This window comes from Streptomyces sp. NPDC056479, from assembly GCF_042795335.1.
Taxonomy (GTDB): Bacteria; Actinomycetota; Actinomycetes; order Streptomycetales; family Streptomycetaceae; genus Streptomyces.
Map to the genome: position 1 here is coordinate 187,692 of NZ_JBHTRZ010000013.1, position 13,575 is coordinate 201,266.

Annotated in this window: 9 protein-coding genes; all 9 read left to right on the plus strand. The window is 66.8% G+C overall.

All coding sequences use genetic code 11. The annotated features are described in order from the left end of the window. Window positions 1–161 precede the first annotated feature (161 nt). Window positions 162–689 carry a hypothetical protein gene (locus ACFQ6S_RS40200; RefSeq protein ID WP_383420599.1) on the plus strand — a complete coding sequence of 176 codons (528 nt, stop codon included), beginning with the start codon at window positions 162–164 and terminating at the stop codon, window positions 687–689. A gap of 226 nt (window positions 690–915) precedes the next feature. Further along, window positions 916–1,350 carry a 50S ribosomal protein L11 gene (gene rplK / locus ACFQ6S_RS40205; RefSeq protein WP_030359033.1) on the plus strand — a complete coding sequence of 145 codons (435 nt, stop codon included), beginning with the start codon at window positions 916–918 and terminating at the stop codon, window positions 1,348–1,350. A gap of 77 nt (window positions 1,351–1,427) precedes the next feature. Then, window positions 1,428–2,153: a 50S ribosomal protein L1 gene (gene rplA / locus ACFQ6S_RS40210; RefSeq protein ID WP_383420601.1), complete on the plus strand. Its 726-nt coding sequence runs from the start codon at window positions 1,428–1,430 to the stop codon at window positions 2,151–2,153. Between the two features lie 129 nt (window positions 2,154–2,282). Next, window positions 2,283–3,095, plus strand: coding sequence for a hypothetical protein (locus ACFQ6S_RS40215; protein WP_383420603.1), 813 nt, complete (start codon window positions 2,283–2,285; stop codon window positions 3,093–3,095). A 93-nt stretch (window positions 3,096–3,188) separates the two neighbouring features. Continuing rightward, entirely contained in the window at window positions 3,189–4,052 is an 864-nt protein-coding gene (locus ACFQ6S_RS40220; RefSeq protein WP_383420605.1) for a hypothetical protein, read from the plus strand. 291 nt (window positions 4,053–4,343) lie between these two features. Further along, window positions 4,344–4,874: a 50S ribosomal protein L10 gene (rplJ, locus tag ACFQ6S_RS40225; RefSeq protein ID WP_055622549.1), complete on the plus strand. Its 531-nt coding sequence runs from the start codon at window positions 4,344–4,346 to the stop codon at window positions 4,872–4,874. 109 nt (window positions 4,875–4,983) lie between these two features. Beyond that, window positions 4,984–5,367, plus strand: a complete 384-nt coding sequence (gene rplL, locus ACFQ6S_RS40230; RefSeq protein ID WP_383420812.1) for a 50S ribosomal protein L7/L12 — start codon at window positions 4,984–4,986, stop codon at window positions 5,365–5,367. A gap of 582 nt (window positions 5,368–5,949) precedes the next feature. Next, complete coding sequence (gene rpoB, locus ACFQ6S_RS40235; RefSeq protein WP_383420607.1) at window positions 5,950–9,435, plus strand: DNA-directed RNA polymerase subunit beta; 3,486 nt, start codon at window positions 5,950–5,952, stop codon at window positions 9,433–9,435. Window positions 9,436–9,533: 98 nt separating this feature from the next. Continuing rightward, window positions 9,534–13,433 (plus strand): DNA-directed RNA polymerase subunit beta', encoded by a 3,900-nt coding sequence (locus tag ACFQ6S_RS40240; RefSeq protein WP_383420609.1) that lies wholly within the window; start codon window positions 9,534–9,536, stop codon window positions 13,431–13,433. Window positions 13,434–13,575: the final 142 nt, after the last annotated feature.

The window sequence follows — 13,575 nt, forward strand, 5'->3', positions numbered from 1 at the left end:
TCTGACATCCCCACCGGTCTGACTTGATGACCGAAACGCGTGGACAGCGTTCTTCATGGTGGTCCCCAGCTCTTTATGGCGTTTTGCCCTGAGCTGCTCGCTGCCCGCGTGAGCCTTCGGCACCCGCCGAGTCACACACCAAGAAGTGGGGGAACTTCCTCATGCGTGCTCGATCCATCCTGGTCGTGGCGGCGGCGTCCGCCTGCGTCCTGCTGCCGACGACCTCCGCGGTCGCCGGCACGGGCCCGGCTCCGTCGCCCAACAAGCAGAACCTGACCGCCCGTTCGACCGCCCCGTCCGAGGCCGGCAACCCGATGAGCGCCAAGGCGCAGGCCGTCGGCGTCTGCTCGGACGCCTACCAGATCGGCGCCACCGCCTACATCAACCGGGCCGGCGCGCACGTCGCCTCGGTGAAGCAGTTCTACTCGCCCAGGTGCAAGGCGAACTACGGCTATGTCTGGGTGTGGCAGAGCTTCCGCGACAAGATCAAGGACTACGACGTCAGCACCGGCGTCTACAGCTACGCCCGTGACGAGATCGTGGGCCAGGACTGGTGGAACGCCACCAACAGCCAGGAGTTCTGGTCCTACCCGGCCGACACGGTGAACGAGTGCACGGCGGCCATCGGTACGCTGCGCGCCCCCGGCGACCCGGTGGCGGGCCAGGCCACCACGGCCAAGCGCTGCTGACCCTCCCGCTCGCTCCGCGGGCCCCGGCCGACGCGCGGCGGCCGGGGCCCGTTCCTGTTCGGGCCGCGAACGGTCAACCGTCTGAGCTGCCGGTTTTGGCCCTGACGCGTTACCCGTTATCGTTGTGCGGTATGCCTCCATCCGGATGATCCGAACGTTCACCGTTCAAGGTGGCAAGCGGTACGGATGGCGGCGGAACACCTCTCACTAAGGACCCGGAGAGAGCATGCCTCCCAAGAAGAAGAAGGTCACGGGGCTCATCAAGCTCCAGATCCAGGCCGGTGCGGCCAACCCGGCTCCGCCGGTCGGCCCCGCGCTGGGCCAGCACGGCGTCAACATCATGGAGTTCTGCAAGGCCTACAACGCCGCGACCGAGTCGCAGCGCGGTTGGGTCATCCCGGTGGAGATCACGGTCTACGAGGACCGTTCCTTCACCTTCATCACCAAGACCCCGCCGGCCGCGAAGATGATCCTCAAGGCCGCTGGTGTCGAGAAGGGCTCTGGCGAGCCGCACAAGACCAAGGTCGCCAAGATCACCCAGGCGCAGGTCCGCGAGATCGCCACCACCAAGATGCCCGACCTCAACGCCAATGACCTGGACGCCGCGTCCAAGATCATCGCCGGCACCGCCCGTTCCATGGGCATCACGGTCGAGGGCTGACCTCAACCCCCCAGCAGAAGTGAGTGGCGGGGCCTGCTCGGCCCGGACCACAACTCCTAAGAAACCCAGGAGCAGTAGTGAGCAAGCGCAGCAAGACTCTCCGCGCTGCGGACGCCAAGGTCGACCGGGACAAGCTCTACGCCCCGCTCGAGGCCGTCCGTCTCGCCAAGGAGACGTCCACGACCAAGTTCGACGGCACCGTCGAGGTCGCCTTCCGTCTGGGTGTCGACCCGCGTAAGGCCGACCAGATGGTCCGTGGCACCGTGAACCTTCCGCACGGCACCGGTAAGACCGCCCGGGTCCTGGTCTTCGCGACCGGTGACCGTGCCGAGGCCGCGCGTGCCGCGGGCGCCGACATCGTCGGTGCCGACGAGCTGATCGACGAGGTCTCGAAGGGCCGCCTGGACTTCGACGCCGTCGTCGCCACCCCGGACCTCATGGGCAAGGTCGGCCGCCTCGGCCGTGTCCTCGGCCCGCGTGGTCTGATGCCGAACCCGAAGACCGGCACCGTGACCCCGGACGTGGCCAAGGCCGTGACCGAGATCAAGGGCGGCAAGATCGAGTTCCGCGTCGACAAGCACTCGAACCTGCACTTCATCATCGGCAAGTCGTCCTTCGACGACACCAAGCTGGTGGAGAACTACGGCGCCGCGCTGGAGGAGATCCTCCGTCTGAAGCCGTCCGCCGCCAAGGGTCGCTACATCAAGAAGGCCGCCATCACCACCACGATGGGCCCCGGCATTCCGGTCGACCCGAACCGCACCCGCAACCTCCTCGTCGAGGAGGACCCGGCCGCGGTCTGAGCCATCGGCTCACCAGGCTCGACGACGGGCCCCGCACCCTTCCCGGGTGCGGGGCTCGTCCGCGTTCCCCGGTTGTCTGTCAGTGCCCTGGGTTAACGTGCATTCACGGGGATCGCACAGGGGGGACGAATGACGAGCACGAGGGCGCACCGGTCGGCGTTCTGGATCGCCCTGCCGACCGCGCTGACGGCCCTGGCCGCCTGCACCTCCTCCGACCGTGCCGAGGAGGACCGTCCCACGCCCTCCCGCGCCGTGACGGCCGCTCTGCGCACCGTCGAGCGCTCCACCGACCGGGCCGACTCCGCCCGGGTGCGGTCCACGACCACCGTCGGCTCGGCGCTGTCCATGAAGGCTCAGGGCACCCTCGCCTGGAGCGACGGCCTCACCGGCGCCCTGACGATCACGTATACGGGCGGCACGACGGCCGAGGCGATGCGCCGCCTCGGCACCACCTCGATGGAGGCCCGCTATCTCCCCGACGCCTACTACGCGCGCATGGGCGAGGCGTTCGCCGAGAAGGCCGACGGCAAGCACTGGATCAAGTACGCCTACGACGACCTGAAGAACCTCGCCGGCAGCTCCGGAGCCGATCTCGCCGACCAGATGCGCGGCACCGCCCCGCACACCTCGGTGAAGCTGCTGCTGTCCTCCACGGACGTAACGAAGGTCGGCGAGGAGACGGTGAGCGGCGAGCGCGCCACGCGTTACTCCGGCACGGTGCGCGTGGAGGGTGCCACCACCCAGACCGTCGACATATGGGTCGACGACCGGGACCTGCTGGTCAAGAAGGTCGAGAAGGGCCGTACGGCCACGGGGTCGCTGACCCAGACGGCGTACTACAGCCACTACGGCGTGAAGGCGGCGGTCGAGAAGCCGCCGACGGAGGACACCGCCGATCTCAAGGAGCTGCTGAAGGAAGGGGCCGTCGGCGGCGCCTCGTAGGTATTCGGAGGACCGGTCGGGCTGCCTGGGCTACGCTCCCGATCTTGCGGTGCACTGACCAAGCACCGGCCATGTGTTCCTTGGGGGGAATCAATGAGACTTTCCGTGCGCGCCGCCCTGCCCGCGTCCGTGCGCGTCGCTCTGCCGGCCGCCGTGCTGCTTCTCTCCGGCTGTGGGGCGGGAGCCGGCGGGCAGGAGCCAGCCGCGGGCTCCTCGGCCGCCGACGCCGTCGCGCGGGCCGTGGAGAAGACCGAGGGCGTCACGTCGCTGCACTACCGGGTGACGGGGCAGTTCCCGGAGCGGGGACGCATAGCCGACGAGGGGACCGTCCGCACGAAGCCGGTGACGGCCGGCCTCACGACGGCCAACCTGAGCGGCGAGGAGCAGGGCAAGACCGAGCTGCGCCTGGTCGACGGGGTGCTGTACGGCAGCGCGACCGCCGACATGGTCGAGGAGATGGGCGGCCGGCACTGGATCAGCTACGGCCCGGCCGCCGAGTTCACCACGCACGGCGGCCTGCGGATGGACGTCGGCGGCCTGCGCGACCAGGTCGGACGCAACCCGGCCCGGGAAGCCGCCTTCCTGGCCACCGCGCAGGACGTGAAGCGGGTCGGCGGCGAGAAGGTCGACGGCGTCGGCACCACGCACTACGCGGGGACGGCCACCGTCGAGGAGCTGCGAGCCTCGCTCAAGGAGACCGGCGACAAGGCCACCCGAGAGGGACGCGAGCGCAGCCTCGACCAGTACGCGAAGCTGGGCGTGGACGAGCTCACGCTGGACGTGTGGGTCGACGGCGACGACCGGGTCAAGCGGCTCCGCACCCAGGGCTTCGGCCGCCATGGCCGGCTCGACCTCACCTGCACCTTCCTGGACTACGGCAAGCCGGTGACGGTCCGTGCGCCACGCCCCGACGACACGGCGGACCTGCGCAAGCCGCTGAAGAAGAGCGGAAGCTGAGGGCCGTAAGGGCCGATTTGCCTGACGGCGACCGCGTCACGTAATCTCCCTTCAGAAGCCAAAGACCGCTGGTCGTTGCCGTGCGCTCGCAAGAGGGTGCGGTGGCCGAAGGATCCGCTGAAATTGCGGACGACCCGCGCAGGTGACAGTGGAAGAACTCCCGGAGTACGTACGTCCACGTATGTGCGGCCGGTCGAGTCCGCCCCGTGCGCCTGCGCCGGGGCGTTTCGTTTTCCACAGTCCTCCTTCGGGTCCGCGCGGTCCGAATCACCCGGAAGGAGGCCGAGACTCATGGCGAGGCCCGACAAGGCTGCCGCGGTTGCCGAGTTGACGGAGCAGTTCCGCAACTCCAGCGCCGCTGTGCTGACCGAGTACCGCGGTCTCACCGTGGCGCAGCTCAAGACACTGCGCCGGTCGCTCGGTGAGAACGCCCAGTACGCCGTGGTGAAGAACACGCTGACCAAGATTGCGGCCAACGAGGCCGGGATCTCGACGCTCGACGACCTGTTCAACGGTCCGACGGCTGTCGCCTTCGTCACCGGTGACCCGGTGGAGTCGGCGAAGGGTCTCCGTGACTTTGCCAAGGACAACCCGAATCTCGTCATCAAGGGCGGTGTCCTTGACGGCAAGGCGCTCAGCGCCGACGAGATCAAGAAGCTTGCGGACCTCGAGTCCCGCGAGGTTCTGCTCGCCAAGCTGGCGGGCGCTCTGAAGGGCAAGCAGACGCAAGCTGCTCAGGTCTTCCAGGCGCTCCCGTCGAAGCTCGTCCGCACCGTGGACGCGCTTCGTGCCAAGCAGGACGAGCAGGGCGGTGCCGAGTAATTCGGCTCGCACGATGACCGCCGCCGCCTGAGGCGGAGGTCGTAGCGGGCCAACGTACGCCCGCCAGACATGTACATCCGGCACCTGCCGATTTAGTGGAAGGAAAGCCATCATGGCTCTCACCCAGGACGAACTGCTCGCCGAGTTCGAGGGCATGACCCTCATCCAGCTCTCCGAGTTCGTGAAGGCGTTCGAGGAGAAGTTCGACGTCACCGCCGCCGCCGCGGTCGCCGTTGCGGGCCCGGCCGGTCCGGCCGCCGCCGCCCCGGCCGAGGAGGAGAAGGACGAGTTCGACGTCATCCTCACCGGCGCCGGCGACAAGAAGATCCAGGTCATCAAGGTCGTGCGTGAGCTGACCTCCCTGGGTCTGAAGGAGGCCAAGGACCTCGTGGACGGCGCCCCCAAGCCCGTTCTCGAGAAGGTCGCCAAGGACGCCGCCGAGAAGGCCGCCGAGTCCCTCAAGGGCGCCGGCGCCTCCGTCGAGGTCAAGTAACACCTTTCGGTCGAACACGACCGCCGCGCTTGCTGAATCCGGCCTCCTGAGGCTGTAACGCAGTCGCACCGAAGAGCGATCATCCATTCGGGTGGTCGCTCTTCGGCGTTCCTGGGGGCGCGGCCGCGGTTGCCTTGCGCCCGCTAAGGCGGGGGGTATGGTGATCTTCGTCGTGTCTCCGGGCCGTCCTGGGTTCGGGCATGGGGGCCTTGACGAACCGCACGCAGCGCGCAATTCTCAGGACGCGTCGCCACAAGGATCCGAATCCGAGGCATGGATCGGCGACGAAGAGGGCAGTATCAACGTGCATTGAGGGCGAGCATGCCGAGGGCGTTGAGAACAACGAGGGTCGCGAAAAACCCGCACTGGACATCAGTGTGCCAAGTGGCTACACTGACCCTTTGCGCTGCCTGTTAGCTGTCCCCTGCCCGTCACCAGGGGCATGCCCTCGCTTGAGCACCGATGACCGGACCGTCCCTGACCTGGCCAGATCTCTGGTCGGAGAAGGAAACACCTGTCTCTGTGCGCCGGTGAGGGGCCGGTACGCGCGTAGTGAGTCCGAGCCCTCGGAAGGACCCCCTCTTGGCCGCCTCGCGCAACGCCTCGACCGCGAATATGAACAACGGCGCCAGCACTGCCCCGCTGCGCATCTCCTTTGCAAAGATCAAGGAGCCCCTCGAGGTTCCCAACCTGCTCGCGCTGCAGACCGAGAGCTTTGACTGGCTGCTCGGCAACACCGCCTGGCAGAGTCGGGTCGAGGCGGCTCTGGAGTCCGGTCAGGACGTCCCCACGAAGTCCGGTCTGGAGGAGATCTTCGAGGAGATCTCCCCGATCGAGGACTTCTCCGGGTCGATGTCGCTGACGTTCCGCGACCACCGCTTCGAGCCTCCTAAGAACTCGATCGACGAGTGCAAGGAGCGCGACTTCACCTACGCCGCCCCGCTCTTCGTGACGGCGGAGTTCACCAACAACGAGACCGGTGAGATCAAGTCCCAGACGGTCTTCATGGGCGACTTCCCGCTCATGACGAACAAGGGCACCTTCGTCATCAACGGCACCGAGCGTGTCGTCGTGTCGCAGCTGGTCCGTTCGCCCGGTGTCTACTTCGACTCCTCCATCGACAAGACGTCCGACAAGGACATCTTCTCCGCCAAGGTCATCCCGTCCCGGGGTGCCTGGCTGGAGCTGGAGATCGACAAGCGCGACATGGTCGGTGTGCGCATCGACCGCAAGCGCAAGCAGTCCGTGACCGTTCTGCTCAAGGCTCTCGGTTGGACGACCGAGCAGATCCTCGAGGAGTTCGGCGAGTACGAGTCCATGCGCGCCACCCTGGAGAAGGACCACACCCAGGGCCAGGACGACGCGCTGCTCGACATCTACCGCAAGCTGCGTCCGGGCGAGCCCCCCACGCGTGAGGCCGCGCAGACGCTTCTGGAGAACCTGTACTTCAACCCGAAGCGCTACGACCTCGCCAAGGTCGGCCGCTACAAGGTCAACAAGAAGCTGGGTGCGGACGCTCCGCTGGACGCGGGCATCCTGACCGTCGAGGACGTCATCTCGACGATCAAGTACCTGGTCAAGCTGCACGCGGGCGAGACCGAGACGGTCGCGGACAGCGGTCAGACGATCGTCGTCGAGACCGACGACATCGACCACTTCGGCAACCGTCGTCTGCGCAGCGTCGGCGAGCTCATCCAGAACCAGGTCCGCACCGGTCTGGCTCGTATGGAGCGCGTCGTCCGTGAGCGCATGACGACTCAGGACGTCGAGGCGATCACGCCGCAGACCCTGATCAACATCCGGCCGGTCGTCGCCTCCATCAAGGAGTTCTTCGGCACCAGCCAGCTGTCGCAGTTCATGGACCAGAACAACCCGCTGTCGGGTCTCACCCACAAGCGCCGTCTGTCGGCTCTTGGCCCGGGTGGTCTCTCCCGTGAGCGGGCCGGCTTCGAGGTCCGTGACGTGCACCCCTCGCACTACGGCCGCATGTGCCCGATCGAGACGCCCGAAGGCCCGAACATCGGTCTGATCGGTTCGCTCGCCTCCTACGGCCGCGTCAACGCGTTCGGTTTCGTGGAGACGCCGTACCGCAAGGTCGTCGACGGTCAGGTCACCGACGAGGTGGACTACCTGACGGCCGACGAGGAAGACCGCTTCGTCATCGCGCAGGCCAACGCCACGCTCAACGACGACCTGCGCTTCACCGAGAACCGCGTCCTGGTCCGCCGTCGTGGCGGCGAGGTCGACTACGTCGCCGGTGACGACGTGGACTACATGGATGTCTCGCCGCGCCAGATGGTGTCGGTCGCGACCGCCATGATCCCGTTCCTCGAGCACGACGACGCCAACCGTGCCCTCATGGGCGCGAACATGATGCGTCAGGCCGTGCCGCTGATTAAGTCCGAGGCCCCGCTCGTCGGCACCGGCATGGAGTACCGCTCCGCGGTCGACGCCGGCGACGTGGTCAAGGCCGAGAAGGCGGGTGTGGTCCAGGAGGTCTCCGCGGACTACATCACCACCGCCAACGACGACGGCACGTACATCACGTACCGCCTGGCCAAGTTCGCCCGCTCCAACCAGGGCACCTCGGTCAACCAGAAGGTCATCGTCCTCGAGGGCGACCGGATCATCGAGGGCCAGGTCCTCGCCGACGGTCCGGCCACCCAGAACGGCGAGATGGCGCTGGGCAAGAACCTGCTCGTGGCGTTCATGCCGTGGGAGGGTCACAACTACGAGGACGCGATCATCCTGTCGCAGCGCCTCGTGCAGGACGACGTCCTCTCCTCGATCCACATCGAGGAGCACGAGGTCGACGCCCGTGACACCAAGCTCGGCCCCGAGGAGATCACCCGGGACATCCCGAACGTCTCCGAGGAGGTCCTCGCCGACCTCGACGAGCGCGGCATCATCCGCATCGGTGCCGAGGTCGTCGCCGGTGACATCCTGGTCGGCAAGGTCACGCCCAAGGGTGAGACCGAGCTGACGCCGGAGGAGCGCCTGCTGCGCGCGATCTTCGGTGAGAAGGCCCGTGAGGTCCGTGACACCTCGCTGAAGGTGCCGCACGGCGAGATCGGCAAGGTCATCGGCGTCCGCGTCTTCGACCGTGAAGAGGGCGACGAGCTGCCGCCGGGCGTGAACCAGCTGGTCCGCGTCTACGTGGCGCAGAAGCGCAAGATCACGGACGGTGACAAGCTCGCCGGCCGCCACGGCAACAAGGGTGTCATCTCCAAGATCCTGCCCATCGAGGACATGCCGTTCCTCGAGGACGGCACGCCGGTCGACATCATCCTCAACCCGCTGGGTGTCCCGTCCCGAATGAACCCGGGACAGGTCCTGGAGATCCACCTCGGCTGGCTCGCCAGCCGCGGCTGGGACGTCTCCGGCCTCGCGGACGACTGGGCGCAGCGCCTCCAGGCCATCGAGGCCGACAAGGTCGACCCGGGCACGAACGTCGCCACCCCCGTCTTCGACGGTGCGCGTGAGGACGAGCTCGCGGGTCTGCTGCAGCACACGATCCCGAACCGCGACGGCGAGCGCATGGTGCTCCCGACCGGTAAGGCACCGCTGTTCGACGGCCGCTCCGGCGAGCCGTTCCCGGAGCCGATCTCGGTCGGCTACATGTACATCCTCAAGCTCCACCACCTGGTCGACGACAAGTTGCACGCCCGCTCGACCGGTCCGTACAGCATGATCACCCAGCAGCCGCTGGGTGGTAAGGCCCAGTTCGGTGGCCAGCGCTTCGGTGAGATGGAGGTGTGGGCGCTGGAGGCTTATGGCGCCGCGTACGCCCTCCAGGAGCTGCTGACCATCAAGTCCGACGACGTCACCGGCCGCGTGAAGGTCTACGAGGCCATCGTCAAGGGCGAGAACATCCCCGAGCCCGGCATCCCCGAGTCCTTCAAGGTGCTCATCAAGGAGATGCAGTCGCTCTGCCTGAACGTGGAGGTGCTGTCCAGCGACGGTATGTCCATCGAGATGCGTGACACCGACGAGGACGTCTTCCGCGCAGCGGAGGAGCTCGGCATCGACCTGTCCCGGCGCGAGCCGAGCAGCGTCGAAGAGGTCTGACGGGAGTCCGGCGGGGCCCTTACCCACAGGGCCCCGCCGACCCCCAGGCCCCCGTTTCAGACCCCAAGACTTACAACCCTGAGAGGGATTGACGCATAGTGCTCGACGTCAACTTCTTCGATGAGCTCCGGATCGGTCTGGCCACCGCTGACGACATCCGTCAGTGGAGCCACGGCGAGGTCAAGAAGCCCGAGACCATCAACTACCGCACCCTCAAGCCCGAAAAGGACGGACTCTTCTGCGAGAAGATCTTCGGTCCGACCCGGGACTGGGAGTGCTACTGCGGCAAGTACAAGCGTGTCCGCTTCAAGGGCATCATCTGTGAGCGCTGTGGCGTCGAGGTGACTCGCGCCAAGGTGCGTCGTGAGCGGATGGGCCACATCGAGCTGGCCGCGCCTGTCACGCACATCTGGTACTTCAAGGGTGTCCCGTCGCGCCTCGGGTACCTGCTGGACCTGGCGCCCAAGGACCTCGAGAAGGTCATCTACTTCGCGGCGTACATGATCACGTTCGTCGACGAGGAGCGCCGTACCCGCGACCTGCCCTCCCTGGAGGCGCATGTCTCGGTCGAGCGTCAGCAGGTCGAGAACCGCCGGGACGCCGACCTGGAGGCCCGCGCCAAGAAGCTCGAGACCGACCTGGCCGAGCTCGAGGCCGAGGGTGCCAAGGCCGACGTGCGCCGCAAGGTGCGCGAGGGTGCCGAGCGTGAGATGAAGCAGCTGCGCGACCGTGCGCAGCGCGAGATCGACCGCCTGGACGAGGTGTGGACCCGGTTCAAGAACCTCAAGGTCCAGGACCTCGAGGGCGACGAGCTCCTCTACCGCGAGCTGCGTGACCGCTTCGGCACGTACTTCGACGGTTCGATGGGTGCCGCGGCGCTGCAGAAGCGCCTGGAGTCCTTCGACCTCGACGAGGAGGCCGAGAAGCTCCGCGAGATCATCCGCACCGGCAAGGGCCAGAAGAAGACCCGTGCGCTGAAGCGGCTGAAGGTCGTGTCTGCCTTCCTGCAGACCTCCAACAGCCCCAAGGGCATGGTCCTCGACTGCGTCCCGGTCATCCCGCCGGACCTTCGCCCGATGGTGCAGCTGGACGGTGGCCGCTTCGCGACCTCCGACCTGAACGACCTGTACCGCCGTGTGATCAACCGCAACAACCGTCTGAAGAGGCTCCTCGACCTCGGCGCGCCCGAGATCATCGTCAACAACGAGAAGCGCATGCTTCAGGAGGCTGTTGACGCCCTCTTCGACAACGGTCGTCGTGGTCGCCCGGTCACCGGTCCGGGCAACCGCCCGCTGAAGTCCCTCAGCGACATGCTGAAGGGTAAGCAGGGTCGATTCCGTCAGAACCTGCTCGGCAAGCGTGTGGACTACTCCGCGCGTTCCGTGATCGTCGTCGGTCCGCAGCTGAAGCTGCACCAGTGCGGTCTGCCCAAGGCGATGGCGCTGGAGCTCTTCAAGCCGTTCGTGATGAAGCGCCTGGTCGACCTGAACCACGCGCAGAACATCAAGAGCGCCAAGCGCATGGTGGAGCGCGGCCGCACGGTCGTGTACGACGTCCTCGAAGAGGTCATCGCCGAGCACCCGGTTCTGCTGAACCGTGCTCCCACCCTGCACCGCCTCGGCATCCAGGCCTTCGAGCCGCAGCTGGTCGAGGGCAAGGCCATCCAGATCCACCCGCTCGTCTGCACCGCGTTCAACGCGGACTTCGACGGTGACCAGATGGCCGTGCACCTGCCGCTGTCCGCGGAGGCGCAGGCCGAGGCCCGCATCCTGATGCTGTCCTCGAACAACATCCTCAAGCCCGCCGACGGTCGTCCGGTGACGATGCCGACCCAGGACATGGTCCTCGGTCTGTTCTTCCTCACCACCGACTCCGAGATGCGGAACGTGAAGGGCGAGGACCGCTCCTTCGCGTCCGTGGCCGAGGCGATCATGGCCTTCGACGCGGGCGAGCTCTCGCTCCAGTCGAAGATCGACATCCGCTTCCCGGTCGGCACCATCCCGCCGCGCGGCTGGACCCCGCCGGCGCAGGAGGAGGGTGAGCCGGAGTGGCAGCAGGGTGACTCGTTCCGTCTGCGGACGACCCTGGGCCGCGCGCTCTTCAACGAGCTGCTGCCCGAGGACTACCCGTTCGTCGACTACGAGGTCGGCAAGAAGCAGCTCTCCGAGATCGTCAACGACCTCGCCGAGCGCTACCCCAAGGTCATCGTGGCGGCGACGCTCGACAACCTGAAGGCGTCCGGCTTCTACTGGGCGACCCGTTCCGGTGTCACCGTGGCCATCTCCGACGTCGTCGTTCCCGAGGCGAAGAAGGAGATCGTCAAGGGCTACGAGGCGCAGGACGAGAAGGTCCAGAAGCAGTACGAGCGCGGTCTGATCACCAAGGACGAGCGCACGCAGGAGCTCATCGCGATCTGGACCAAGGCGACCAACGAGGTTGCCGAGGCCATGAACGAGAACTTCCCGAAGACCAACCCGATCTTCATGATGGTGAACTCGGGTGCACGAGGCAACATGATGCAGATGCGTCAGATCGCCGGTATGCGTGGTCTCGTGTCGAACGCCAAGAACGAGACGATCCCGCGTCCGATCAAGGCCTCGTTCCGTGAGGGTCTGTCCGTGCTGGAGTACTTCATCTCCACGCACGGTGCCCGTAAGGGTCTGGCGGACACCGCCCTGCGTACCGCCGACTCGGGTTACCTCACCCGTCGTCTGGTCGACGTCTCGCAGGACGTCATCATTCGCGAGGAGGACTGCGGCACCGAGCGCGGTCTGAAGCTGAAGATCGCCCACCGCGGCGCCGACGGCGTGCTGCGCAAGGCCGACGACGTCGAGACCAGCGTCTACGCCCGCATGCTCGCCGAGGACGTCGTCATCGACGGCAAGGTGATCGCGCCGGCCAACGTGGACCTGGGCGACGTGCTCATCGACCAGCTGGTGCACCACGGTGTCGAGGAGGTCAAGACCCGCTCGATCCTGACCTGCGAGTCCCACGTCGGCACCTGCGCCATGTGCTACGGCCGCTCGCTGGCCACCGGCAAGCTGGTCGACATCGGTGAGGCGGTCGGCATCATCGCCGCCCAGTCCATCGGTGAGCCCGGTACCCAGCTGACGATGCGTACCTTCCACACCGGTGGTGTGGCCGGTGACGACATCACCCAGGGTCTGCCGCGTGTCGTCGAGCTCTTCGAGGCCCGTACCCCGAAGGGTGTCGCCCCGATCTCCGAGGCCACCGGCCGCGTGCGGATCGAGGAGACCGAGAAGACCAAGAAGCTGGTCGTCACCCCGGACGACGGCAGCGACGAGACGGCGTACCCGATCTCGAAGCGTGCCCGACTCCTGGTCAGCGAGGGCGAGCACGTCGAGGTGGGCCAGAAGCTCACCGTGGGTGCCACCAACCCGCACGACGTGCTGCGCATCCTGGGTCAGCGTGCCGTCCAGGTCCACCTGGTCGGCGAGGTCCAGAAGGTCTACAACTCGCAGGGTGTGTCGATCCACGACAAGCACATCGAGATCATCATCCGGCAGATGCTCCGCCGTGTGACGATCATCGAGTCCGGCGACGCCGAGCTGCTGCCCGGTGAGCTGGTCGAGCGCTCGAAGTTCGAGACCGAGAACCGTCGTGTGGTCCAGGAGGGCGGTCACCCGGCCTCCGGTCGTCCGCAGCTGATGGGTATCACCAAGGCCTCGCTGGCGACGGAATCCTGGCTGTCGGCCGCCTCCTTCCAGGAGACGACCCGAGTCCTGACGGATGCGGCGATCAACGCCAAGTCCGACAGCCTCATCGGCCTCAAGGAGAACGTCATCATCGGTAAGCTCATCCCGGCCGGTACGGGTCTGTCCCGCTACCGCAACATCCGGGTGGAGCCGACCGAGGAAGCGAAGGCCGCGATGTACTCGGCCGTCGGCTACGACGACATCGACTACTCGCCGTTCGGCACGGGCTCCGGCCAGGCCGTTCCGCTGGAGGACTACGACTACGGTCCGTACAACCAGTAGGGCGTGCGTCTGACGCACTGAAGGGCGGTCACCTCTCGGGGTGGCCGCCCTTCGGCGTTCCCTGAGGCGTCTCCGGGTTTTCTCCGGGTGGACCCCGATGCCTGGATTGCCGGTTCGGCGCATCATGGAAGGACTCCGACCA

What these genes read in the sequence shown, in the direction of transcription:
- ACFQ6S_RS40200 (WP_383420599.1), top strand. Translation starts at nt 162, where the DNA reads ATGCGTGCTCGATCCATCCTGGTCGTGGCGGCGGCGTCCGCCTGCGTC.
- rplK (WP_030359033.1), top strand. Translation starts at nt 916, where the DNA reads ATGCCTCCCAAGAAGAAGAAGGTCACGGGGCTCATCAAGCTCCAGATC.
- ACFQ6S_RS40215 (WP_383420603.1), top strand. Translation starts at nt 2,283, where the DNA reads ATGACGAGCACGAGGGCGCACCGGTCGGCGTTCTGGATCGCCCTGCCG.
- ACFQ6S_RS40220 (WP_383420605.1), top strand. Translation starts at nt 3,189, where the DNA reads ATGAGACTTTCCGTGCGCGCCGCCCTGCCCGCGTCCGTGCGCGTCGCT.
- rplJ (WP_055622549.1), top strand. Translation starts at nt 4,344, where the DNA reads ATGGCGAGGCCCGACAAGGCTGCCGCGGTTGCCGAGTTGACGGAGCAG.